The 25,188-nt window shown below is 38.0% G+C and carries 21 protein-coding genes and 1 other annotated feature; all 21 genes read left to right on the top strand.

Translation table 11 applies throughout. The annotated features are described in order from the left end of the window. Positions 1–142 precede the first annotated feature (142 nt). The 21 genes from H0486_RS16470 (at position 143) to H0486_RS16370 (ending at position 25,125) form a co-directional block, all read left to right on the top strand. Positions 143–736, top strand: coding sequence for a GNAT family N-acetyltransferase (locus H0486_RS16470; protein ID WP_228354039.1), 594 nt, complete (start codon positions 143–145; stop codon positions 734–736). A 46-nt stretch (positions 737–782) separates the two neighbouring features. After that, positions 783–1,649: a GNAT family N-acetyltransferase gene (locus tag H0486_RS16465; protein WP_228354038.1), complete on the top strand. Its 867-nt coding sequence runs from the start codon at positions 783–785 to the stop codon at positions 1,647–1,649. Between the two features lie 14 nt (positions 1,650–1,663). Beyond that, complete coding sequence (locus H0486_RS16460; RefSeq protein WP_228354037.1) at positions 1,664–2,014, top strand: arsenate reductase family protein; 351 nt, start codon at positions 1,664–1,666, stop codon at positions 2,012–2,014. Between the two features lie 209 nt (positions 2,015–2,223). Next, on the top strand, positions 2,224–3,435 hold the full coding sequence (locus H0486_RS16455) for a lysozyme inhibitor LprI family protein (RefSeq protein ID WP_228354036.1): 1,212 nt from the start codon (positions 2,224–2,226) through the stop codon (positions 3,433–3,435). A 27-nt stretch (positions 3,436–3,462) separates the two neighbouring features. After that, complete coding sequence (locus tag H0486_RS16450; protein ID WP_228354035.1) at positions 3,463–4,200, top strand: DUF4440 domain-containing protein; 738 nt, start codon at positions 3,463–3,465, stop codon at positions 4,198–4,200. A gap of 292 nt (positions 4,201–4,492) precedes the next feature. After that, complete coding sequence (locus H0486_RS16445) at positions 4,493–4,753, top strand: CD3324 family protein (RefSeq protein WP_228354034.1); 261 nt, start codon at positions 4,493–4,495, stop codon at positions 4,751–4,753. A gap of 146 nt (positions 4,754–4,899) precedes the next feature. Next, the gene (locus H0486_RS16440) at positions 4,900–6,501 is read left to right on the top strand and encodes a multicopper oxidase family protein (protein ID WP_228354033.1); all 1,602 of its coding nucleotides are present in this window, start codon (positions 4,900–4,902) and stop codon (positions 6,499–6,501) included. Positions 6,502–7,036: 535 nt separating this feature from the next. After that, positions 7,037–8,416 (top strand): L,D-transpeptidase family protein, encoded by a 1,380-nt coding sequence (locus H0486_RS16435; protein WP_228354032.1) that lies wholly within the window; start codon positions 7,037–7,039, stop codon positions 8,414–8,416. A gap of 323 nt (positions 8,417–8,739) precedes the next feature. Further along, the gene (locus H0486_RS16430; protein WP_228354031.1) at positions 8,740–9,975 is read left to right on the top strand and encodes an extracellular solute-binding protein; all 1,236 of its coding nucleotides are present in this window, start codon (positions 8,740–8,742) and stop codon (positions 9,973–9,975) included. Between the two features lie 32 nt (positions 9,976–10,007). Beyond that, entirely contained in the window at positions 10,008–11,924 is a 1,917-nt protein-coding gene (locus H0486_RS16425; RefSeq protein ID WP_228354030.1) for a sensor domain-containing diguanylate cyclase/phosphohydrolase, read from the top strand. 132 nt (positions 11,925–12,056) lie between these two features. Then, the gene (gene pdaA, locus H0486_RS16420) at positions 12,057–12,869 is read left to right on the top strand and encodes a delta-lactam-biosynthetic de-N-acetylase (protein WP_228354029.1); all 813 of its coding nucleotides are present in this window, start codon (positions 12,057–12,059) and stop codon (positions 12,867–12,869) included. Positions 12,870–13,102: 233 nt separating this feature from the next. Continuing rightward, the gene (locus H0486_RS16415; RefSeq protein ID WP_228354028.1) at positions 13,103–14,935 is read left to right on the top strand and encodes a methyl-accepting chemotaxis protein; all 1,833 of its coding nucleotides are present in this window, start codon (positions 13,103–13,105) and stop codon (positions 14,933–14,935) included. Positions 14,936–15,164: 229 nt separating this feature from the next. Continuing rightward, the gene (locus H0486_RS16410) at positions 15,165–15,884 is read left to right on the top strand and encodes a cell wall hydrolase (protein WP_228354027.1); all 720 of its coding nucleotides are present in this window, start codon (positions 15,165–15,167) and stop codon (positions 15,882–15,884) included. Positions 15,885–16,130: 246 nt separating this feature from the next. After that, positions 16,131–17,255 (top strand): SGNH/GDSL hydrolase family protein, encoded by a 1,125-nt coding sequence (locus tag H0486_RS16405; RefSeq protein ID WP_228354026.1) that lies wholly within the window; start codon positions 16,131–16,133, stop codon positions 17,253–17,255. A gap of 79 nt (positions 17,256–17,334) precedes the next feature. Then, positions 17,335–17,574: a binding site (T-box leader), on the top strand. Between the two features lie 73 nt (positions 17,575–17,647). After that, a complete protein-coding gene (gene leuS, locus H0486_RS16400) occupies positions 17,648–20,062 on the top strand; it encodes a leucine--tRNA ligase (protein ID WP_228354025.1) in 2,415 nt (804 codons plus the stop codon). A gap of 450 nt (positions 20,063–20,512) precedes the next feature. Continuing rightward, complete coding sequence (gene udk, locus H0486_RS16395) at positions 20,513–21,133, top strand: uridine kinase (protein ID WP_228354024.1); 621 nt, start codon at positions 20,513–20,515, stop codon at positions 21,131–21,133. Positions 21,134–21,288: 155 nt separating this feature from the next. Then, a complete protein-coding gene (locus tag H0486_RS16390; protein ID WP_228354023.1) occupies positions 21,289–21,885 on the top strand; it encodes a GNAT family N-acetyltransferase in 597 nt (198 codons plus the stop codon). 34 nt (positions 21,886–21,919) lie between these two features. Further along, positions 21,920–22,765, top strand: coding sequence for a DUF2971 domain-containing protein (locus H0486_RS16385; protein WP_228354022.1), 846 nt, complete (start codon positions 21,920–21,922; stop codon positions 22,763–22,765). Positions 22,766–22,988: 223 nt separating this feature from the next. Next, a complete protein-coding gene (locus H0486_RS16380) occupies positions 22,989–23,648 on the top strand; it encodes an amino acid ABC transporter permease (RefSeq protein ID WP_228354021.1) in 660 nt (219 codons plus the stop codon). Then, positions 23,629–24,306: an amino acid ABC transporter permease gene (locus H0486_RS16375; protein ID WP_228354020.1), complete on the top strand. Its 678-nt coding sequence runs from the start codon at positions 23,629–23,631 to the stop codon at positions 24,304–24,306. Before H0486_RS16380 ends, H0486_RS16375 begins: the two co-directional genes overlap by 20 nt. A 36-nt stretch (positions 24,307–24,342) precedes the next feature. Beyond that, the gene (locus H0486_RS16370) at positions 24,343–25,125 is read left to right on the top strand and encodes an amino acid ABC transporter ATP-binding protein (protein ID WP_267024112.1); all 783 of its coding nucleotides are present in this window, start codon (positions 24,343–24,345) and stop codon (positions 25,123–25,125) included. Positions 25,126–25,188: the final 63 nt, after the last annotated feature.

The following is a 25,188-nucleotide window of genomic DNA, read 5'->3' as shown; positions in this document are numbered from 1 at the left end:
ATGATTGAGATTAAAGCACCGGAGCATATTAGAAAGCGTGTGATTGAGACGGCTAAAAAAATAGTTTCGCTGTATCAAAAACTATGACATACTGCTGTCGTAGTTTTTTGTTAATATAGTAAAAAAATAACGGAGGTGTCTTATGACAATACAAGAAAATAAAGATAGCAACGCAATAGGCGGATCAGTTAGCAGGCCTGATCCATATGATGTCTGCCCTGTTTATGAAAGCAGGCAATTTATGTTACGACTGGTATTACCAGAAGATGCTGAGGATCTTCTGGTATGCTATAGTAATCCTGAAGCACAACCGATTTTCAATTCGGACAATTGTACAAGTGATTTTTTATATTCATCCCTTGATGATATGAAAAGGTGCATAGAGGAATGGATTGATGCATATAAAAAGAAGGATTATACTCGATTTAGCATAATCGATAAGCAGAATAATAAGGCTGTCGGAACGGTTGAGATATTTGGTAGTGATGAAAATCAAGGCTATAGTGTGTTACGCATAGATATACTTCCACAATATGAAAATCAGGAGCACCTTAATGAGCTGCTTTGTATAGCAGATAGTTTCTTCCTTGACTTTGGCTGCTACAGAATTGTCACGAAAGCCATTCCCGAGGCGGCCGAACGCATCAAGGCATTGACGAAACACGGCTACACACATTATCCTGAAAATGATGAGTGGAAACGTAAGGATTATTACATAAAAAGAAGAACCCAATAAGGGAACTTGATATTCTTTAAATTAATTATGAAAGGGTGAGTTAGAAATGCAGTTTAAGTTGTATACGGATGTACATGAATTTTACCATGATACCTTTGATGTGTTAATGTGTCACGAGGCACAGAATTTGATCCCCCTTGGTAATATCATAATTGGACATGAGGGGAAGGATAAATCAGAATGGCGTAATCCCGCGAACTGGCTCATGGCAACAGTTTCTGATACAAACGGTATACAGCTTACTGCGCTTATGACACCACCTCATAATATTACGCTTTATGCAACAGGTAATATTATTGATGTAAATGCTATAAACTGTCTGATTGATGGACTAAAGGAATATGAAATTCCGGGAGTGATAACGGAAAAGACCTTAGCGGAATGCTTTGCCAGAGAATACACAACACGAAAGGGATTAACCTATAAAACAACCATGGACCAGCGTATATACGAGTTAAAGGCAGTAAATCCTGAGGTGAAGCAATTTGGCGTCGTTCGTTTACTGGAGGAAAAGGATATATATTTCTTTCCATACTGGCTGGAGGCGTTTAATGCAGCCAGTATTTATGGAAATACTAAAATGTATATCCCGCAAGATGGAGATGCATATCACTATCGACTATCAACGAAAAAGCTCTATCTTTTAGAGGTGGATGGGATACCTGTCTCAATGGCAGGTTATACAAGAGAAATGCAGTCGGCAATTGGTGTGGCTTTTGTATATACCCCTCCATATTTTCGAGGAAATGGCTATGCAACCTCATGTGTGGCTCAAATCAGTCAAATGGCACTTGATAAAGGATATACCCGGTGTGTACTATACACAGACCTGTTAAATCCGACATCGAATAGTATTTATCAGAAAATAGGATATAAACCTGTTTGCGATTCACTCATGTTGAAATTTGAATGAAAGAAGGAGATAAGATGTTATTTATAGAATACCCGAAATGTACCACATGCCAAAAGGCTAAGAAATGGCTGGATTCACATAATAAGAAATATACGGACCGTCATATTGTGGATAATAATCCTTCCTACGAAGAACTAAAAGAATGGTATGAGAAGAGTGGACTTCCGCTTAAGAAATTCTTTAATACAAGCGGACTTATTTATAAGGATATGCAGCTTAAGGATAAGTTACCTACGATGAGCGAAGAGGAGCAATTGAAACTGCTTGCTACGAATGGAATGCTGGTGAAACGTCCGATTATTGTAGATGAAGATATGATACTCGTTGGATTTAAGGAAGCGGAGTGGGAAGAAAAAATACGTTGAGCTTAATAAGATATGATATAGGAGCCAGAATCAGCTAATGCCATTACATAAGAATAGACATACTTCCATTCCAGGTTTTACATTATTTATACATTAAATAGTTGCAATTTATATTTTTATTGGTAAAATAATAGAAAATAAAATTATTTTGTAATTTATGGAAGCAACATCAACACAAGTAAAATTAATGAAATAACAGGAGTAAGTACATGAGTAAAAAACACTTGGAAATTAGTACATATATAAACAGAATAGATAACAGCTTACTGAAGCGAAAGCTGTTATTATTGGCAGTGGTGTGTTGTAGCACGGTAATACTATTTTCAGGTTGTAAGAGTGACCGTAAAGCTTCCGATGATACGATTACAACAAGCAATCAGGTGGTTGATAACGAAGCAACAGAAGACAATCAGGTAAGTGATAGTACATCAACTAAGAATGATCCGGTAATTAACAGCGAGACAGCGGAGACGAATGCTACAGCTACCATTACACCGGTGGAGTCAAATCCAGTAGAAGCAACATCGAGTGTAGAAGAGAACGGCAATAAAGAAGGAATGCTTTTATTTACAGAATTGTCAAAGTATCAATATATATTCTGTAGTGGAGTGGGGGCTTGGCAGACAATATTAACGATTTATGAAGATGGAACCTTCTCAGGATATTATAATGATTCTGATATGGGGGATATAGGGGAAGAATATCCCAATGGAACCAACTATTCATGTATATTTGACGGTAAATTCACAACACCTAAGAGAGTAAATGATTATACCTATTCTATGACAATTGAAGCAATCAGCCTGGTGAACGAAGCGGGAACGGAAGAGATTGTGGAAGGCATTCGATATATCTATAGTGAACCATATGGATTAGAGAATGCAAAAGAAATTTATATCTACACAACGAAGGCTCCCATCAAGGAATTACCGGAAGGCTTTAGAAACTGGGCTGGTTACATGGGGTTAAATGATGTGAACGAGGAATATCTACCGTTTTATGGTTTGTACAATGTAGAAACGGAATGTGGCTTCACTAGCTTTGAAATAGTAGAGGAGGATCCAGGGGCTGATATCATAGCAGAGGTGGAAGAAATAGAAAAGCAATATGAGATTATGAATGATCGACTGGCGAATGAAGGTTTAAGTCAATCAAAAATGAATATTCTGGCAAAGGAAATCTATATATTATGGGATGATGAGATTAATAAAATATGGGGATATTTAAAGGATTCCCTGGATAAGGATACAATGGATCAATTAACCACCGCACAAAGGGAATGGATTAAGAGGAAAGAAAGTGAAGTAAATAAGGCGGGTTCAAAATACGAAGGCGGTAGCATTCAGCCAATGATCGAATACATAACGGCTGCAGAGCTTACCAGAGACAGAGTATACGAATTGATCGAATATTTACGTTAAGTGGAATGGAGCAAAGGAGGAGAGGAAATGAGTAATAACGTACAGCCTATCGAGAATGATGAAGTATTCTGCACAATGGATCAGTTGAATAAGGATTGGCTACAAGCATATAATACAGATCCGAAGGCTATTAGAAATAGTTACAGGGAGAATGCAGTTCTGTTTTTTGATAGAGAAAACTACATAAAAGGAAATCAGGCAATCTGCCAGTTCTATAGTAAGAACCGTAATCAGATCGAGCAAGTGAAAAGCATTCATACTACATACCGGGTACGTTTATCAGAAAACCCGGATATGGTTTATGAAATAGGATATATGATAACGGAAAAGTATGCCAGGTATGATTTTATAATCATATGGTCGAACGAAGAAGGCACCTGGCTACGTGAACTGGAAGTTATTACGCTGTATGCTTCGAACAGTAGCGACCAAGAAGGCATCGATGCTGTAAGGAGAAAATGGGTTGAGCTTGCAAATGAACATTCGCCGGAGCGTCTTTCTACAGAGGTTTACGCAGAAGACTTTACCTACTATAATAGGAATACCATATATCAGGGCTATGATAAACTGTGCGAAGCATATTCCTATATGAAAGAACCCGATTTTCAAATTGATCTTAAGAAGGAGTTCAGTGTTGTGGTTCAGCCGGACCTGGTATATGAAATGGGGAAATGGATGAATTCAGACTATTCCGGAAGCTATATAATCATATGGAAAAAGCAGCAGAATGGTGAATGGAAGATTGCATTTGACTCTAATTGGTAGATTTGGAGATAAGATATGATATGGAGTTCATATCGTTGTTATTGATATAAGAGCAGATATATGTCGAAAAAAGTTGTTTAACAGTTAGAAATACTATATAATAAAAGAAATGGAAACATTGTATATTCGGAGGTGAGACGCATGCTAATGAAGCTATTATTGCGTAATAATCTAAATCAAGTATATTCCCATGCAGAGTAAGCGATAGTTCACGATTCTGTATGGGATAATCTAAGCTATCTGCTGTACTCTGCACTTTATTTATTATTCATATAAATAAGGAGCGGATGTTATGAAGTATTTGAACGCAGCAGACATATTACCGAAGGAACTTTTAGTCCAAATTCAAGAGCATATCAGCGGTGAAGTTCTATATATCCCCATTGGAGAGGGACGTCTCAAGTGGGGAGAGAAAAGTGGCTCAAAGAGCTACTATGAAAATCGGAATAGGCATATTAAGCAACAATTTCAAAATGGTTATTCCATGGAACATATAGCTCAGGAATTTGGATTGGCCTATGAAACGGTACGAAAAATTATATATAAAGGATAAGAATCAGGGCTGTCACACAATTCACTTTCATACCCATGCTGGTGATTGTGCGACAGCCCTTTTATCGACACAAATTGACACAAAAACCTCTTTCTCGTCATAAAATATTATGTAACTAGTTTATTGATATGGAAGGAGGAAATGTGATGAATCGATATATAGGATGTTATCCGGAAAAACCGGAAGAGCAAGAAGAGTTCGTAGTAGATCCTTCAAATCCGGAAACCATTCCTAAGTTTGTGGATCCGGTACCTATTCCCGATACAGCCAAACCTGTTAATCAAAGCAGTTCATATAAAGAGAAAGAAAGGTATTATCATATCGTCATGAAAGAAGGAAAGCATAGATTTCATAAATACTTTCCGCTGACAACAATATGGGGATACAATGGAACCTATCCAGGACCAACTTTCGAAGTTCCTAAGGATGTACATGTGAAAGTAAAGTGGGAGAACAAGCTACCAAGAAAGCATATTTTCCCTGTGGATCATACGCTTCATGGAACAATGGATACACCCGATGTAAGAACGGTTGTCCATTTGCATGGAGCCAATGTGGATGCCGCTAGTGACGGACATCCGGATGCCTGGTATTCCAGAGATAATCAGTATGTTGGTCATAAATATTCCAGAGAGGTGTACGAATATACGAATCATCAGGCAGGAGCCACCTTATGGTACCATGACCATGCAATTGGTATTACCAGACTGAATGTATATGCTGGACTGGCAGGCTTCTATCTGATCAGAGATTTTTTGGAGGAAAGACTTAATTTACCGAAGGGATCCTTTGAAATACCGTTATTAATTCAAGATAAAACATTCAATACGGATGGAACTCTATTCTATCCCGATAATGCAACGCCACCGGTTGAGAACCCCATACCTTCTACGCCTTCCTTCTTTTTTGGCAATACCATTGCTGTAAACGGAAAGCTCTGGCCATTTATGGAGGTAGAGCCACGTAAATACAGATTTCGTATTCTGAATGGCTCAAATCTACGGGCATATGAGTTTAAATTAGACAATGGAGAGGTATTCCATCAAATCGGTACAGATTTAGGATTACTGCATCACCCGGTTGAAATCGAATCCTTTATTTTGGAGCCTGCTGAAAGAATGGATCTGATTATTGACTTCTCGAAATATAAGGGACAGGAAATTATACTGCAAAACATTGCGCCGACTCCGCCAAGCCCCGGAATGGATCAGATTATGAAGTTCAAGGTTAGTAAAGAATTATCATGTCCGGATACAAGTACGATTCCAAAGGAATTGATGCCGATGCATAAAATAAATCCTGCTTTAGCTACAAAAGAACGAACAATGATATTGGATGAGACAACCGATCATTATGGAAGAACAGTACACTTACTTAACGATAAAATGTGGAGTGATCCGGCAACAGAAAAGCCGAAACTGGATACCATAGAAATATGGCATATCGTAAATAATTTTGGTTTTCCTCACCCGATCCATCTTCATCTGGTGCATTTTGAAATACTGGGAAGAAAAGAATTCACAGCGGAGGACTTTGATGAGAATGGAAACTATAAATTTGATATAGAGAAATTGACACCGCCACTTAACTACGAAACAGGGCCTAAGGATGTGGTGAGAGCGGACCCGGGCCAGGTAACGTCAATTGTAATGCATTTTAAAGAACACGCCGGAGATTATGTATGGCACTGCCATATATTAGAACATGAAGATAATGATATGATGAGACCGTTGGTGGTTGAAAACTAAAATATTATATTGTAAGATCCCCGAAGGTTTTATGAGCATGGGGCTGTAGTATAATACAACAGCAGGGAAGTAACTTACCCCACACACAGACAGAAGCACAAAATGTCAAATTCGATATGTCTTAGACGAACATAAAAGTTCGTCCTATCCATACAGAATTTAACAATATTGATCTTCTGACAGTGTATTATGGTAAGTTACTATCCCTGCTGATACCATTATGCTACAGCCCCATATATACGGAACCTTCGGGGATCTTACAATTTTGTATTACCATATTTCATTCATTATATCTGTTTTAGGACTTCCTTCCACCTTTTTTTCTATTACAAATACGAAGTACTGTTTAGATTCTTTGCCTTAGATGTTTTATCTTAATCGAATACTTCATATGATTAAATGATCATAATGCTCAAGAGCGATTATTCAAGCTGGCGTTATAAATGCGGAATTTATTGAATGTCATTAGTGATTAATTTACTTTTAGAATAGTACGTGGATTTTATGATCAGTATTTCAGCAGAATGGAGTTTATATGAAAAAAACTTTTATTAAGAAAAATCACATTATAATTGTACTGGCTGTGTTTATTGTACTTTATTTGCTGGTTGCTCTCTATTTTTCCAAGCATTATTTTTTTAATACGATCATCAATGGCGTAGATGTATCTTTAAGATCGTATGAGGATGCCGCTGAGCTTTTTCGTGAGTATGTCAGAAACTATGAACTTAATATAATTGAAAGAAACGGATCAATAGAAAAAATCAGTGGAAATGAGTTAGAGATGCTATATCAGGGACCGAGGGTTATGGAGGTGGTATATCACAGGCAAAACCCATTAAAATGGGGGATTTCTCTGTTCCGTATTCAGAATATTTTCATGGATGACCTATACCGTTACAGCAGACAGAAGCTAAATCAAAGGATTAGCGAATTACACTGTATGAAAAGGCATTATATTGAGCCACAGAACGTAGCATTTCAATATTCCAATGGCTCATTTCTTGTAATTCCTGAAGTATATGGTGATAAAATAATCAAGGGAAAGCTAATCAGTGAAATTCATACCAGCATAGCAAACGGGATGAAAACCTTAGATTTAAATGAAAAAAATTGTTATGAGAATCCCCGGTATACTGTTCATTCACAAGAAGCGATTCGTGCAAAAAAGACACTGGATCATTATGTATCAGCAAAAATCGTATATCAGTTTGGGAGCAGGAGCGAGGTTCTCAATGGGAGGCTTATTAATCGATGGTTAAGTCTGGATGATGCTATGAATGTGAAAATCAATAAAAGAGCGATCATTAATTATATTAATATCCTTAGTAAAAAATACGACACAGTAGGAGTGGACCGTAATTTTATTACTTCCTATGGGAGAACGGTGGTTGTTCATGGCGGGCTGTATGGATGGAAGATTAACCAGGAAGCCGAAGTGGCTGCTTTGGAGGAAATAATAAAGCAGGGGATTACCGTGGAAAAAGAACCTGAATATGTGCAAAAGGCGGTAAGTCGTGAGGAAAATGATATTGGTGATACCTATGTAGAGGTTAACATCACAAGGCAGCATCTATGGTTTTATATCGACGGTAAGCTGGTATGTGAGAGTAATGTTGTTACTGGGAACCCTAACAGAGGCTTTGCCACTGCAGTTGGTACCTATATGCTGGTATATAAGCAAAAAGGGGCCACATTAACTGGTCCAGGATATAGTGCAGAGGTGGATTATTGGATGCCTTTTTATGGGAGCATGGGGCTCCATGATGCGAGGTGGAGGCATTCCTTTGGAGGAGAGATCTATAAAAGGAGGGGGACACATGGATGTGTAAATCTGCCATATCACATAGCAGAAACTATTTTTCATAAGATAGAAGAAGGAACCCCGATTGTGCTATATGAGGAAGGAATATGATTCCATATCAGGAAGTTGTATTTTAATAAATTGGTATGAATGGAAGATAATTTGTACGATAATTGTTGTATAATACACAATATTGTTTACGAACTCTTTGTTTCTTGATATAATATTCTTACCACAAGAAGTGAGATGGTTTGAGGAAATGCGTTTGTTTAACTTGGGATAATGGACTGTTGATATTTTTTGCAGGGATTATGACGTACCATAATACACTATAGGAAGAACGATGTGTACTTTCGCCTGTGTGTGAGGTAGGACATAATCCCTGCTGATGCATTTGCAACAGACCCGGTATTGTGTGATAAGGGGGATATATCATGACAAAACCAATGGTTGTATGGCTGATCACTACGAATAGAAGTGATGTTTTAACCTATCATAATATAATGAAAAAGCTAGAAATCAGAAGTAAGATGAAAATAGATCTGAAAATCGTATCCTGGGTCAGACTATATGATAGTCTTGTAAAGGCCTTTCGGGAGGGGAATCAGCCGGATCTCTTTGCATTAGGGACAACCTGGGTCGCTACATTTGCGCATCTTGGTTATTTAGAACCAATACCACAGAATATTGGTTTTCCGCCAGCAATTGCACCATGGATCGAGGAGTGCACCCAATATAAAGGGGTTCAATATGCGGTACCCTATAATATGAGCCCATTAGTTATGTGCGCACAACAGAATATCTTAGATCAGAATCATATAACCAGAGAAGATTTAAAGGATTTTGCCGGATTATATAATGCATGTCAAAGGATTGATCGGAATTTTAAAACGCATGGCGATTATGACCATATGCCCTTCCTGTTTTTATTAAAAGCGGATGTGAACATGATGCATAGCTTTTTTGCTTTTTTATTTAAAAAAGGCTGGAAATTTCCTGATATAAATAATACGGATAGCACAATAGTTACCGAAGGTTTATATGAGACCTTCCAATATATGAATTCTTTGCTTTGCATATCAGGCAATATCAAAAAGGAAATGTATTTGAATTATAATAATTTATATGATAAATTCTACAAGACGAGGCAGGTAACATTTTATCTGGATTACAGTAATCGCATTGTTTCGGATATTATGAATGAAAGAATCAAAGGAATTGAAAGAGATCATTCCTTAGCTCTCTTGCCGTTGCCGAGTCAGAGCCAGGAAGGTAAAAATTATTTGGGTGGAAGTATGCTTGCTGTGTCCGCTGAATCAAAAAACAAAGAGCAGGCATGGGATATCATCAAATATCTTACCGAAGATGATACAGTGGAAATGAATGCAATGTTAAGTGGTGATATTCCTGCTCTGGATATTCCATTTTGGAAAAAACATGGGGATGATCCTACACTTCAAATGCTATACAATGAGATGAAGAATTCCATTTCATATCCAGTGCATCCACTGTGGAGAGGGATTGAAGTAGTACTAGCTGAGGGTATTTATCGTTCGTTTTTATCAATTAACCAACAGACTGAATCCGAGGCATGCGAGGAAATTAATGGAATAATTAGTAATACATTAAAGAAAATCAAGGAAATACTCGATATAACTTGGGAGATTTAATTTTTTGCAGGTTCGCAGAATGTGGGGGCATTATGGATAATTCTATAAAAAGTGATTTGTTATTGGTTGGAATTAAGGCCGCCTATATGTTATCAACTGACGAAGATAATTTCTTGGTTTATGAACATGTTGGCAACTATTTATATACCGAATTATGTCAATATTATGGAATTGATTTATTATATCTATACGTTATTGATGAAAAAGGAGAGTCCTTTCAACAAGAGGTAATATGTGATAAATTCAGTACCATTCAGGGTTATGATTTAATTCCCGTGGAGCAATACAAAACAAGGGATATCATAACGGAGATTGCAAAATTAGAGGATGAAGTATTTGTATATACCATATTTCCACTTTACTATAAGGATCAGGTTATCGGATTGATGGAATTACATAGTATCAAAGAGCTGGAAGAAGACTTCAAGCAAAGTATCAGTCAGCTATGTGATACCCTTACAGTTGGTATCCGTAATCGCATATTAACACGTGCTGGTCTTCAGCAAAAGCAGTCCATCGATATGATCATAGAGGTAACAAAATACCTTCATGTCATAACCGATGTGGATAAGCTAGTAGAGAATTTCGCCAGATTAGTCGTCAAATACATGCAGTTTGACCGTGTTACCCTTTTTATGTTTGATGAAAATGATAAGGTGGCATTCGGAAAATGTATTGATTACAGAGATCGGGTACATGAAATAACAGACATACCGGAGCTTCCAGAATTGGATGGAAAGCCGAAGCCGTTGTCCGGGCTATCCGGATATTGGTTTCCTCTGGCTACGAATACCAGAAAGGTTGGAATCGCATTATTTGATAATATCTATTCGTGCGTTCCGTTTCCGGAATGGACGAATGATGTATTACTTTCGCTGTGTAATCAGTTCGCTGTTGCTGTAGAAAATATTGATTTGTTTAAGAGGGTCCAATATACTGCAAGAAGGGATAAACTTACCAAGCTTTATAATCGTGCCTATTTGGAAGAAATCATGGGAGAACTGGAGCATCACTTACCGCTTTCTATCATTATCGGAGATGTCAATGGGCTTAAGATTACCAATGATGTATTCGGTCATTTGGTAGGTGATAAAATATTAGTGGGGATAGCAGAAACTCTACAATCCGTATGTGATGATAATGCAGTGATTGCCCGATGGGGCGGGGATGAATTTATTATCATATTACCTCATACCAGCTATGAGGCAACAGGAGCAATATGTAATAAAATCGGGCAAGCTTGTGAAAAGGCTTCAGTATATGCTGTGCCAATCAGTATCACCCTGGGTTATGAAACCAAGAATTCTGAACAGGATGATATAACTTCTGTCTTAAAAAAAGCAGAGGATATGATGTACTATAACAAACAGATTGAACGGGAGCAGTTTAACTTTAATTTTATTGAATCTCTTAAGAAATTCCTTAATTCCAGGTGTGATGAGGGAGATACCCATATAGAAGCTCTGACGAATCTGGCCTTTAAGTTTGGTATCATTATTGGTTTATCCGATTTTGAAAAAAATAATTTAAAATGTCTCTGTGAATTCCATGATATTGGTAAAATCGGTGTTAGCCGTAATATAATTATGAAAGAGGATAAGCTCTCACTGGCAGAATGGGATATTATGAAGAAGCATTCCTCCACGGGCTCAAGAATAGCACATTCCTTCCCTGGGCTTAAGCTGATTGAGGATGAGATATTAAGCCATCATGAGCGTTGGGATGGAACAGGATATCCGGATGGAAAGCGTGCTTTGGAAATACCGAAATTATCAAGAATATTTGCTATACTAGATGCTTATGTAGTAATGACGCAGGGAAGACCGTATAAAAAAGCAATATCCCACGAAGAGGCAATCAATGAGATTGAAGCTGGTGCCGGAACACAATTTGATCCCAGCCTGGCACGGCTTTTCGTCAGAGCCTTTCGAGATGGCCTGGGTTATTAGATGGCACAATGTATTGACGCAAGTGCTAATAATTTAAGCTTAAATAAATATAAGAAAAAGGACATAGAAACAGGTATGTCAATATACTCCGTCAAATATATTTTATTAATAATTATTTGACGGAGTTTTTTTATGAGGAAAATCAAATATAAGAGTATCATTTTCGTTGCATTGGCATGTATTTTCTCCTATTTATTCGGAGGTGGGGCTGCTATACTGGCAAATACCTTTGACAAAGACGAAGTAAGACATTCTAATCAGGAAAACTGGGGATTGGGCTTTCCTGTAGAGGGGCAGGCACCCACTGGGAATGCCACGGCAGCGGAGCTGAAGAAGTATGATGCATACTTTATTGGTGATGGCAAAGAAAAGGTGATTTATCTTACATTTGACGCAGGTTATGAGAATGGCTATACCTGTACCATATTAGATGCTTTGAAAAAGCACAATGTCCATGCAACCTTTTTTCTTGTGGGTAATTATATTACCTCCAGTCCGGATATTGTAAAAAGAATGGTAGAGGAAGGCCATTGTGTGGCAAATCACACCTATTCACACCCTAATATGTCAAGTATCGCTTCCATGGATGCATTCCGAAAGGAGCTGGAGGGATTGGAAGCGGCATATGAAGAGGTTACGGGTCAGAAAATGACACGATACTATCGCCCACCCCAGGGAAAATACAGTATAAGCAATTTAAAAATGGCAAAGGAGCTGGGATACAAGACCTTCTTTTGGAGCCTTGCTTATGTTGACTGGCATAATGATAAACAACCCACAAAGGAAATGGCATATGATAAGCTGCTTGGAAGAATTCATCCGGGAGCCATTGTTCTCCTACACAGTACATCAAAGACCAATGCAGAAATTATGGATGAATTACTCACAAAATGGGAGGAGATGGGATACACCTTTGGCACTTTGGATGAACTGGTAAGTCAATGATGTTATTTCGAAATAAAATGATAGAATCCCATAAAAAAATGAATTGACGGTTGTTGCTCTGTAAATTAAGATTATAGAGTCCGATAAACAGCACTTAGTTACCTGCTTTATGGCGAACATAAAACTGAAAAAAGCTGGGTATTACGAAAGATAATAAAAGGATTAATATACATAACTTAGAAGGAGGATATTCAGGTATACCGCTAGATTAGTATACTCTGAATAGAAGGATTATGAAGCTGCTTAAGAAAAGACGTAGATGGAGCTTAATATCGATTATTAAGAACAGGAAGGTATCGACAAAGCTACTGATTATTGTAGCACCTGCATTTATTATTACAGCTTTAAATCTTTATCAATTAGGAACGCAGACGAAACATGTCAGCAAGCTATCAGAAGAAACTTATTATAATCAGGTTTACCTGAATACAAGGAGTCTTGTTAATGCAGAGAGGGCTTTATATCAAGCAGTGATAGCAGAAAAAGCGATTGTTTATGGTGGGGATGAATTGTCCCAGGAGCAAATACAGAGTTTGATCAAGGAGTATGAGTACAAAGCTGATAAGTCTATTGAACTTGTTAATAAGACGATTGAGGCATTGAGGGCATATCCTGAATTTGATACTTTTCGCTTTTCAGGACCCAAATATACAATTTATGAACTAAATGATTCCTTTCAGTCTTCCTTTATGGACTGGAAAGAAGCATATGATCCTGCAACTGGAAAGGGAGATCCTTTAGAAAAAGAAAGCTTGTTCAAATATGCTATAGAAAATCTGAACTATATGTCCGATATTCTGGATGAGTATAGTATTTATGTAACAGGCGAGATACAAAAGAGTACCACGATAAATCTGGTTCAGTCAATTATTATTACATTGGCGATTTCTTTGGTGATTATTTTGTTATCTCTCTATATTACTCGATATTTAAGGAGAAGCATTAAGCATGTTACCATGGATATGGAGAATATAGCGAAAAAGGATCTAACCTTTACACCACATATAATTCAGTCAAAGGATGAGTTAGGCGTACTATCCTATTCGGTAAGCGCGGTTATCAGCTCACTTAAGAGTGTAATACAACAGGTTACCAAAACAGCAAACTTATTGTCCGATGCCTCCAGTAATATGAAACTAAATTCTGAGGATGTTAGCAAATCGATGAATGAGATTGCGATGACAGTCCAGGAAATTGCAGATGGTGCTGGGCATCAGGCAGAGGATTCGGAGCAATTAGTGAATGAAATTACCCTCTTGGGTGAAGTGGTCCAGAAGAATACTGCCAGTGCTAATGAACTGACCATAGCAAGTAATGTTATTCAAAAGGCTAGTGAGGAAGGACTTAGCAGTGTTAATGCATTGGAAAATATCACAGTTAAAAATGAAGATGCCTTTCATTCTATCTTTGAAATCATAAATATAACCCATGAAAATGCAGGTCAGATTGGAAAAGCAATTGAAATGATTAGCTCTTTGGCGGGAACAACAAAGTTATTATCGCTTAATGCGTCAATTGAGGCCGCAAGAGCTGGAGAGGCTGGTAGAGGATTTGCAGTTGTTGCAGAAGAGATTAAGAAGCTTTCGGAAGAGACCGAAGCCTCTGCAAAAATTATCGATAATGTTCTCATTACCTTAAAAGAGAATATATATAGTGCCAGCAGTCAAAGTAAAGAGGTTCAGGAGGCAGTAAAGCTCCAGACTTCTGGAGTAGCTGATACCAAGGAAAAGTATCTTGCCATTATGGAGGCACTGAATAATATTAATAAACAGATAGTAAGTCTAAACGAAGTATCAAAGGATATGGAGAAGAGTAGAAATAATGTAATGAATATCGGTATGAATGTATCCTCCATTTCAGAAGAATATGCAGCAAGTACCCAGCAGACATCTGCTACAACACAGGAGGTACTAGCCGCTATGACACAGATCAATCAGATTGGTGAGGAAGTGGATGATTTAGTGATTGAAATCAAAGCCCTTGTCGATCAATTTAAGATCTCTGAGGACGATGTAGAACAAATGGCCGAAACGATAAATGAACCGGAAAAGGTTGAGTTATCATAACAATATTTAAACATTTTATTATTGGTTAAATTGATACTTTTTATTCATATTAGACGCGATGAGTTTGGTTAAAGCGAAAAAAACTTGCATTATTTCAAATATGTGGTATAATTATTACAATGTTGTTAACGAAGTATTAATTGATTTAAATAATTTGTCTTAAATTCATAATAGCTATAATAGAATGAATAGATGATTTATCTTAATCAAGTAACTTAAGGAGACCACTATGAAATTCAGAAAGTTAGTATTATGTATCATATTAAGTATTTTTGCTTTAATCATTCCAAACATCAACGCATTTGCAGCTGAAGGCGACACAGTAACTACACAGGAAAGCACAACCGGTGATGAACAGAAGGATACAAATAACGTTGAAGCAGCAGCTACAACAGAGCAATCAGAAGAAGTAATATTAGCGGATCAGACAGATACAGAAGATAAAAAAGCTTTATCAGAGAATACCATAGAAGATACAAAGGAAGAAACAGAAGAGGTAACTGAGGAAGATAAAGAAGATAAGAAAGATAAAGAAAAAGAGGAAAAATCCTCCGATAACTATACAAAAGCAGATTTAAGATTATTATCCGCGTTGATTTATTGTGAAGCACAGGGTGAAAGCTATAACGGAAAATTAGCAGTTGGTATTGTTGTTATGAATAGAGTTAGATCAGGAGCCTTCCCTGATACCGTAAAGGGTGTCATCTATCAGAAATACCAATTTAGTCCGGTTCGTAGCGGTGCTTTAGACCGGGCATTAGCTCAATACGATAAAGGTAATTTTACTTCATCATCGGAAAAAGAATGTATCAAAGCTGCAAAAGCCGCCCTAAGTGGCAAGAAGGTATTAAAAATCAATGGAAAAGAAGTTGATTTTAGTAAATATCTATATTTTAGTGGAAGATTGAAGGGGTATACCTGTCAAATCGGAAATCATCAGTTCAAATAAGAACGAACGCATAACTGAGGATTTGAATATCACAATCAATATCGATGTGGTATCCAAATCCTTTTTTATGGTATAAGAAATTGTAAAAGTCCGATTATTACACCTTGAACTAGAAATTACTGGATAATTGTATTATAATAGCTGTTATGTATGATGAACTGGTTACATACCATGAGAATAAACTACTTTCATACAATAATTGGCATAAGAAGTAATAATATTAGGGTCACATAGGAGGCATCAAGAATGAATGAAGAAAAGCAGTTACAGACATATGCATTAAATGAAATCGAATATATCAAGGTTCATGGAAGGACTACCGGACAGCTTTCTCCACTAACGTTATTTTGGACGGGAAGTGCTGTAGAGCTAAATGCCAAAGGTTCTGAACTCTGGGTTGAGGTAGAAGCAGGATATGATGTATATGAGCCATGGATAGGTATTGTAATTAATTCCGCTCCTGTCAGCCGGCTCATGATAACGGAAGGAAGACATTGGATTTGTGTTTTCCGTGGTATGAATCCGGATCAAGTAAAGAATGTTCGTATTGTTAAGGAAGTTCAGGCTATGAGTGGCGATCAGGGATGCTTCCTGCACATTCATTCTGTTAAGTTTGATGGACAATTCCTTCCAATCGAAGAGAAACCCTACAAAATAGAATTTATTGGTGACAGTATTACTTCAGGCGAAGGGATTGTAGGAGCCAAGGGAGAAGAAGACTGGATTCCCATGTGGTTTAGCGCTACGGGAAATTACACAGAGTTAGTTGCGAACGCTTTGAATGCAGAATATCGTGTTCTATCCCAGAGTGGATGGGGAGTATTTACAAGCTGGGATAATAATCCCCATTGTAATATGCAGGATGATTATGAAAAAGTATGTGGGATACTACAGGGGAAAAGAAACGAAGCACTGGGAGCTCTGCAGGAGAATAATTTTGCCTCCTGGCAGCCAGATGTGATAGTGGTGAATCTCGGAACAAACGATGCATCAGCTTTTGATCAGCCCCAGTGGAAGGACGAAGTAACTGGTGAGACCCACAAACAACGTCGTAACGAGGATGGATCTTTTCATGAAGAGGACATAAAAGCATTTGAAAGAGCAATCGTAAGATTCCTTACGAAGCTTAGAAAGTACAATAAAAAAGCGCAAATAGTATGGGCATATGGAATGATCGGGATTACGATGATGCCATACATATATCGTGCTGTGGAGGCTTATTATAGAGAAACGGGAGATAAAAAAGTAAGTGTGTACCAGCTTCCGAATACCACGGAAGCTACCATGGGATCAAGAAGTCATCCGGGGCATTTATCGCATCTGAAAGCCGCAACGGAGCTGTCAGAATATCTTCAGGATTTCTTAAAATAAAGCTTATATAACAAATTATGCTTGACAGAAAATACAAAGATGATAGAATAAAAATAATTATACAGTAAATTTATATGTAATTATGGCTAGGAAAAGGAGTAGTAAAGGAAGTCTGTCTTATAGAGAGTCGCTGGTTGGTGGAAAGTGACAGATAAGAACCTTGAACTCGCCTTGGAGCTCTCTGACTGAAATGTTAGTAGGCAGAGCGGGTATTCCCGTTATCGATGTAAGGAGTACATTGATTTGCGATAGCGAATGAATGGACTAGAGTGGTACCGCGGATTGCAGTTCAAGCATATTGAACCTCTTCGTCTCTAGATGTATGGGATGAAGGGGTTTTTTGATTCTAGTACTAATAGGAATTAGGGTAAACAATATAAGGAGGAAATAACATGAGTGAGTATTATTCACCAAGTGACATTGAGAAGAAGTGGCAGAAAATATGGGAAAAGGAAGAGGCATTTAAGGTAGGAACGGACAAATCAAAGCCAAAGTATTATGCGTTAGTAGAGTTTCCCTATCCGTCAGGACAGGGATTACATGTAGGACATCCGAGACCTTATACAGCCCTTGATATTATTGCAAGAAAGAGAAGATTAGAAGGATATAATGTGCTGTATCCCATGGGATGGGATGCATTTGGACTTCCTACAGAGAATTATGCAATTAAAAATCACATTCATCCGAAGATCGTAACGAAGAGAAATATTGAGAATTTTACGAAGCAGTTGAAAGCCCTTGGTTATTCCTTTGATTGGGATAGAGAGGTTAATACCACAGATCCTAACTATTTCAAATGGACCCAGTGGATATTCCTACAGCTGTTTAAAAAAGGGTTAGCATATAAAACCGAAATGCCGATTAATTGGTGTACCTCCTGTAAAGTAGGTCTTGCCAATGAAGAGGTAGTTGGTGGCGTATGTGAACGTTGTGGTAGTGAGGTTGTACGTAAGGTAAAGAGCCAGTGGATGCTAAAAATTACGGAATATGCTGATAAACTCATTGATGACCTTGATATGGTTGACTATGTTGATAAGATAAAGGTATCCCAAGTGAACTGGATTGGTCGTTCCGTTGGTGCAGAGGTGGACTTCAAGATTGCAGGAAAAGAAGAAAGTCTGCGTATTTTTACCACCAGACCGGATACCTTATTCGGAGCAACTTATATGGTTATATCACCGGAGCATCCGTTAATCGATAAGTATAAGGATGAAATCGAAAATTATGATGCGCTGATGAATTACCGTGAGCAGGCAGCGAAAAAGTCCGATTTTGAGAGAACCGAATTAGTAAAGGATAAGACAGGTGTGTGTATTGATGGGCTATCCGCAATTAATCCTGTGAATGGAAAGGAAATTCCGATCTGGATCTCCGACTATGTTCTTATGACCTATGGAACAGGAGCAATTATGGCTGTTCCTGCCCATGACGAAAGAGACTGGGAATTTGCCAAGAAATTCAACCTTCCTATAGTTGAGGTAGTAGCCGGCGGTAATGTGAATGAAGCGGCATTTACTAACACGACAACTGGTAAATTAGTAAATTCTGATTTCTTAAATGGACTTGAAGTAGCAGAAGCGAAGGTTAAAATACTTGAGTGGCTGAATAAGAAGGGTATTGGAACCAAGAAGGTAAATTATAAGCTGAGAGATTGGGTGTTCTCCCGTCAAAGATACTGGGGAGAGCCGATTCCGTTGGTTCATTGTGATACCTGTGGCTATGTTCCTATTCCTGAGAGTGAATTGCCGCTTATGTTACCGGAGGTAGAGAGCTATGAGCCGACTGACAATGGAGAATCTCCTCTTGCTAAGATGACGGACTGGGTAGAAACAACCTGTCCTCAATGTGGTGGTAAAGCGCATAGAGAGACGGATACCATGCCTCAATGGGCAGGTTCCTCCTGGTATTTCTTAAGATATATCGATCCGCACAATCAGGAAGCCTTTGCTAGTAAGGAAGAGTTGGATTATTGGTTACCTGTGGATTGGTATAATGGAGGAATGGAGCATACAACACTGCATTTGCTTTATTCACGCTTCTGGCATAAGTTCCTGTATGATCAGGGACTGGTTAGTACACCGGAACCCTATAAGAAGAGAACCTCCCACGGAATGATCTTAGGTGAAAATAATGAGAAGATGTCCAAATCCAGGGGGAATGTTGTTAATCCGGATGATATCATCAATGAATTCGGAGCTGATACACTCAGAACCTACGAAATGTTCATTGGTGCATTTGACCTGAGTGCTGCCTGGTCCCAGGAAGGTGTAAAAGGATGCCGTCGATTTATGGATCGTGTATGGAAGCTTAAGGATATGATGAAAGATGAGGCAGGCTATTCCGCTGAGCTGGAGACGAAGATGCATCAGACGATTAAAAAGGTAAGTCTTGATTATGAAAATATGAAGTATAATACAGCGATTGCTGCGATGATGTCCTTGGTAAACGAGTTCTATCGTATTGGATCTGTAACAAGAGGAGAATTCAAGACCTTACTGGTACTCTTGAATCCGGTTGCTCCACATATTACGGAAGAGCTTTGGGAGTTAATCGGTGAACAGGGAAGAATCTATCAGCAAACCTGGCCAGTGTTTGATGAAGAGAAAACGATTGAGGATACAGTAGAAATCGCTGTACAGATCAATGGTAAGGTAAAAGCAAATCTCGCTATATCACTAGATGAGAAGCAGGAAGAGGTGGAAGCAAAAGCAAAGAGCATCGATTCCATCAAAGCAGCGATAGAGGGTAAAAACATTGTAAAAGTAATCTATGTACCGGGAAGAATATTGAACATCGTAGTAAAATAACAAGTGATGTAAAATAAATCTTATGATAAGTAAATAAAGTAGGATAACCATTAAACTGTTGCATTACTAATGTGGCTATGGTTATCTTATACGACAAAGGGGATGTTTCATAATACATTCACGGGGACAATTACTTACCTCACACACAGACGGAAGTACATGTTACTGATTTTATATATCTCATACGGATCTAAAGATTCGCAATCGAACATAAAAGTTCGCTTGAAGCCATATAAAATCAGCAATGTGTTCTTCCGACAGTGCATTATGGTAAGTAATTAACTCCGCTGATACATTATGAAACATCCCATTTTCTTCATGACATTAGAAAGTTCATTAGGCGTTCTATCAATCGTTTACTCGGATTATGCTTTATAGTATAATAAGCAAAAGATAATACTAGGTGTTATTGAGTTATCATAGCATGGAATATAAGTCAGGGAGGTTACTATGAAGAATGTAATTGTAATCGGAGTGTCTGGGGGCTCAGCTTCTGGAAAAACTACGGTTGCCAATCGAATAAAGGAAGAGTTTAAGGATAGCGTGGAATTATTAAGTCATGATTTTTATTATCTACCGTATGATGATTTGCCTATGGAGGAGAGAGTAAAGCTGAACTATGATCATCCGAATGCATTCGATACCCAACGATTAATTGATGATATTAGAAAGCTTAAACAAGGTATATCAATTGATAGACCGGTTTACTCTTATACGGAGTATACAAGACTTTCAGAGACAGTTAAGGTGAATCCGGCAAAGGTTATCATTGTGGAAGGATTTATGATATATGAGAACTCGGAACTGAGAGACCTGATGGATATTAAGGTATTCGTAGACGCGGATGCGGACGAGCGGTTAATCCGGCGAATCATAAGAGATGTCAAAGAAAGAGGCAGAACGCTTGAGTCTGTCATTGATCAATATACGAAAACGGCAAAACCGATGCATGAACTATTTGTTGAGCCATACAAGAAGTATGCGGATATTATCATACCACGAGGTGGTATGAACAAAATTGCCATAGATATGCTGATTCATCAGATAAAGGCAATTTTGTCAGATGAATAATGAGAGGAAGTGAAATTTCCAAAATATTGCAATTGCTGCCAATCGTATGATATTATAATAGTATGATTATGCAGATGAGTAGATGATATATAGAATAGATAGATGATATGCAGCGATGAGGATATAACGATCATAGAAAGGTGGATTGGGAGTATATGGGAGGCTTATATCGGTTACAGAAGAAGGATTTGGATGGATGTGTGGAGACGCTGGCCAAGGCATTTGATAACTACCCCATGTTTGTTCACATTTTAGGAGACAAGTATAATCTTGAGAATGTTAAGAAATTTCTTCGCTTTCTGACGAAATACACCATACTCTATGGCGAAGCATATGCCACCTCGAATAAGCTGGAAGGAATTATTCTATACATAGACTTTAAAAAATATAAGTTTGGTTTAATACGCTCCCTACGATCTGGGATATTGCCGGTTATGAAAATCGGCAAGGAGGTAGGACAAAGGTTCATGGTATTTGATGAGATTACTATGAGAGTACATAAAGAAGTAATTAACTCTTCCCATCAGTATGTTATATTATTGGGCGTGAATCCAGAAGTCCAGAGTAAGGGGTTGGGTACCAGACTATTAGGACAGGTAATTAGCCTAGCGAAGCGAAATGGGCAGGCATGTTATCTGGAAACCCATGGAGAAAAGAATGTGGCTTTTTATAAAAAGCAGGGCTTTCAGGTTGCATCTGAGGATGAAGTGCCCGGAGCAAAGGTTAAGCAGTATGCGATGATATTGAAGTGATTATAGACATCAATATGGATGGGAGAAAGGATACATGGTTAGTAAAAGGGAAACAGCCTTTGAAAAAATCACAGAAATTCAGGATCTAGTTGAATATCTGAAAGCAAAAGGAAGACGAAGAACGGTGAATGAGTACCTGCATCACTATACTTCGTTATCAACGGTCATCAGCATCTTTCGGTATCAAACCTGGCATTTGTCACAGGCATCCTGTATGAATGATCAGCTGGAGTATCGTAACGGAGACAGTGCAGCCTGGAATAATATATTCTTCTCCTGCTTTATGGGAGAGGATGAAGAAAGCATAGGAATGTGGAGTATGTATGGACAACCCTGGGAGAGAGGGGTTAAGCTGTCCATTCCGAAAAAAGACCTTGTTGATTGGATTACGAGTCAGGATATTGAAATTCTGGAAGTGAATTGCCGTACGAAAAAAAACACGGATCGTATCGTAGATACCCAAGGACAAAGACCTTTTCTGACTGCAGTGGCTTATTGTAATTCGGATCGGGTCCTTCAGGAAAATGAAAAGGAAACACTTTTTTGCGGAAGTGTAACGAATAGCAATTTTAGCCGGGCGGCCCATAATCGTCAGCTAACCGGATATATTAAGGATATTGCCTGGGCCTATGAGAAGGAGATTCGATTAAGACTGGATTTTGATAATACCAATGGACTGAAACGAGTAGCCCTACGTGTTCCGGATGCGATTTTAGATAAAATTGTATTAACCCCTAGCCCATTATTTGAAGGAGAACTGGTGGATGAGCTTCAAAAAGAAGTGAATCGCTCCATAATCCAGAAAAGTAGTCTTTTCTATAACAAATTTCAGTTAAAATCAGATTGTATAAACTGTAAATTAGTACAATACAGTTATTAAATAGAATATCATAATACAGAACTATGCCAGATTGAAAACAGCGAATGATTATGCTGCTATCAGTCTGGCGTATTTGATTTTCTAGAAACATATCATTAACATAACTCATAAAAAATTAAAATAAAAATATATTGACATATAGTTTAAAAAGGTATATTATTCATTTCATATTAATCAACTATGAATAGTATGAAATTAAAAGTGACATGAATGAGGTGACGGCATGGACATCGGTTTTATAGAAAAATATACTCCACTTTACATAGAGGCAGGATTTCTTACAATAAGGATCGCTATCATTGGAATTATTGCATCCATTATCGTTGGATTAATCTGTAGCTTAATTCGCCACTATAGGATACCAGTATTACGTAATATAATTGGAAGCTATCTTGAACTGTCCAGAAATACCCCTCTCTTAATCCAACTATTTTTTTTGTACTTTGGGCTTCCGAAACTGGGTATTATGTTAAGCTCTGAGAGCTGTGCCATTATTGGTTTGATTTTTCTTGGTGGTAGTTATATGGCTGAAGCATTTCGTAGTGGATTGGAGGCAGTACCGGAGAGTCAGGCTGAGTCAGGCTTGAGTCTGGGACTTACAAGACTTCAGGTATTTCGATATATATTGCTTCCACAGGCAATATCGGTTTCTGTTCCGGCGTTTTTAGCAAATGTCATTTTCCTTATAAAAGAAACATCCGTATTCAGTGCGGTTGCATTAGCCGATTTGATGTATGTTGCCAAGGATCTGATTGGTTTGTACTACAAGACGGATGAAGCATTGTTTATGTTAGTAACTTCTTATTTTATTATTTTATTACCGATATCCATCATTTTCACGGTGGCAGAGAGGAAGTTGAGATATGCAGGATTTGGGAATTAAAGTTCTATTTCAGGGAAAAAATTTTCTTCGATTATTAGGTGGATTATGGGTGACAATTAAAATCTCACTGATATCAGTTTTGATATCCATTATCCTGGGTATTCTTCTGGGAATGGTAATGAATATGAAAAATCCGGTAACAAAAATTATAACGAAGATATATCTTGAATTTATCAGGATTATGCCACAGCTGGTACTATTATTTCTAGTGTATTTTGGATTGACGAAAGCGTTTCAGATTAATCTCTCCGGTCAGCTGGCTGCGGTGATTGTATTTGTTCTCTGGGGTACTGCAGAAATGGGGGATTTGGTCAGAGGTTCATTAAGCTCCATACCAATCCATCAGTATGAAAGTGGAAAAGCAATCGGACTAACCAGTCTACAGATTTATCGATACATTATTATTCCGCAGACAGTAAGGAGATTAGTACCTTTGGCAATCAATCTTGTAACAAGAATGATAAAGACAACTTCGTTAATTGTATTAATTGGAGTTGTTGAGGTGGTAAAGGTCGGGCAGCAGATAATTGAAGCATCTCGTTTATCTGTACCCTCAGCGGCATTATGGATATATGGTGTCATTTTCTTATTGTACTTTCTTACCTGTTATCCGATATCGCTGCTTTCCACGAAGTTGGAGAAGGCTTGGAAGAGCTGATGATTTGCTTAGAAGAATGGAGGCGGTGATTTCAGGATGGACAAAATACTGGAATTAAAGAATATCAGGAAAGAATTTGATGGAACAACGATATTGAAGGACATCTCCTTAGATATTCACCAGGGGGAGGTGGTGGTGCTCGTCGGACCTTCAGGCTGTGGAAAGAGTACCCTGCTACGATGTATTAACGGACTGGAGCATATTCAGTCCGGAGAAATATATCTTAAAGGAGACCTTATCAGCAATCAGGTCAAAAATATGCATCTGGTTCGCCAGAAGATAGGAATGGTATTTCAGAGCTATGATTTATTTCCGCATATGACAATTCTGGATAATATCATACTCGGACCGGTAAAATCACAGCATCGCGATAAAAAGGAAGTAATACGCGAAGCAGAAGAGCTGCTCAAAAGAGTAGGGCTTCAGGACAAAAGAGACGCTTACCCGAGGCAGTTATCTGGCGGACAGAAGCAAAGAGTAGCAATTGTAAGAGCACTGTGTATGCAGCCGGAGATTATGCTGTTTGATGAAGTAACTGCAGCCTTAGATCCGGAAATGGTAAGAGAGGTTCTGGATGTTATGCTGGAGCTTGCCAAGGAAGGTAGTACAATGGTTATCGTTACTCATGAGATGCAGTTCGCCAGAGCAGTTGCAGATAGAGTTGTGTTTATCGACCAGGGCGAGATTATAGAAGAAAGCAGCCCCGCTCAGTTCTTTAGCTGTCCCACAACAGAAAGAGCACAGAAGTTCTTAAATATTTTTGAGTTTGAGACGGTGAAAGGGACGGAGCAAAACGAAAATAAAAGATTTAAGGGATGATATAAGAGATTTTATTATTGGTTAAATAAGTAATAATCATACAAAAAATAAAATGAATTATAA

Origin of the sequence: Variimorphobacter saccharofermentans (assembly GCF_014174405.1) — a bacterium.
GTDB lineage: Bacteria > Bacillota > Clostridia > Lachnospirales > Lachnospiraceae > Mobilitalea > Mobilitalea saccharofermentans.
This window is presented reverse-complemented; position numbering and strand designations above follow the sequence as displayed.

Coding starts and splice junctions, on each gene's coding strand:
- H0486_RS16470 (WP_228354039.1), top strand. CDS start 143: ATGACAATACAAGAAAATAAAGATAGCAACGCAATAGGCGGATCAGTT.
- H0486_RS16465 (WP_228354038.1), top strand. CDS start 783: ATGCAGTTTAAGTTGTATACGGATGTACATGAATTTTACCATGATACC.
- H0486_RS16460 (WP_228354037.1), top strand. CDS start 1,664: ATGTTATTTATAGAATACCCGAAATGTACCACATGCCAAAAGGCTAAG.
- H0486_RS16455 (WP_228354036.1), top strand. CDS start 2,224: ATGAGTAAAAAACACTTGGAAATTAGTACATATATAAACAGAATAGAT.
- H0486_RS16450 (WP_228354035.1), top strand. CDS start 3,463: ATGAGTAATAACGTACAGCCTATCGAGAATGATGAAGTATTCTGCACA.
- H0486_RS16445 (WP_228354034.1), top strand. CDS start 4,493: ATGAAGTATTTGAACGCAGCAGACATATTACCGAAGGAACTTTTAGTC.
- H0486_RS16440 (WP_228354033.1), top strand. CDS start 4,900: ATGAATCGATATATAGGATGTTATCCGGAAAAACCGGAAGAGCAAGAA.
- H0486_RS16435 (WP_228354032.1), top strand. CDS start 7,037: ATGAAAAAAACTTTTATTAAGAAAAATCACATTATAATTGTACTGGCT.
- H0486_RS16430 (WP_228354031.1), top strand. CDS start 8,740: ATGACAAAACCAATGGTTGTATGGCTGATCACTACGAATAGAAGTGAT.
- H0486_RS16425 (WP_228354030.1), top strand. CDS start 10,008: ATGGATAATTCTATAAAAAGTGATTTGTTATTGGTTGGAATTAAGGCC.
- pdaA (WP_228354029.1), top strand. CDS start 12,057: ATGAGGAAAATCAAATATAAGAGTATCATTTTCGTTGCATTGGCATGT.
- H0486_RS16415 (WP_228354028.1), top strand. CDS start 13,103: ATGAAGCTGCTTAAGAAAAGACGTAGATGGAGCTTAATATCGATTATT.
- H0486_RS16410 (WP_228354027.1), top strand. CDS start 15,165: ATGAAATTCAGAAAGTTAGTATTATGTATCATATTAAGTATTTTTGCT.
- H0486_RS16405 (WP_228354026.1), top strand. CDS start 16,131: ATGAATGAAGAAAAGCAGTTACAGACATATGCATTAAATGAAATCGAA.
- leuS (WP_228354025.1), top strand. CDS start 17,648: ATGAGTGAGTATTATTCACCAAGTGACATTGAGAAGAAGTGGCAGAAA.
- udk (WP_228354024.1), top strand. CDS start 20,513: ATGAAGAATGTAATTGTAATCGGAGTGTCTGGGGGCTCAGCTTCTGGA.
- H0486_RS16390 (WP_228354023.1), top strand. CDS start 21,289: ATGGGAGGCTTATATCGGTTACAGAAGAAGGATTTGGATGGATGTGTG.
- H0486_RS16385 (WP_228354022.1), top strand. CDS start 21,920: ATGGTTAGTAAAAGGGAAACAGCCTTTGAAAAAATCACAGAAATTCAG.
- H0486_RS16380 (WP_228354021.1), top strand. CDS start 22,989: ATGGACATCGGTTTTATAGAAAAATATACTCCACTTTACATAGAGGCA.
- H0486_RS16375 (WP_228354020.1), top strand. CDS start 23,629: ATGCAGGATTTGGGAATTAAAGTTCTATTTCAGGGAAAAAATTTTCTT.
- H0486_RS16370 (WP_267024112.1), top strand. CDS start 24,343: ATGGACAAAATACTGGAATTAAAGAATATCAGGAAAGAATTTGATGGA.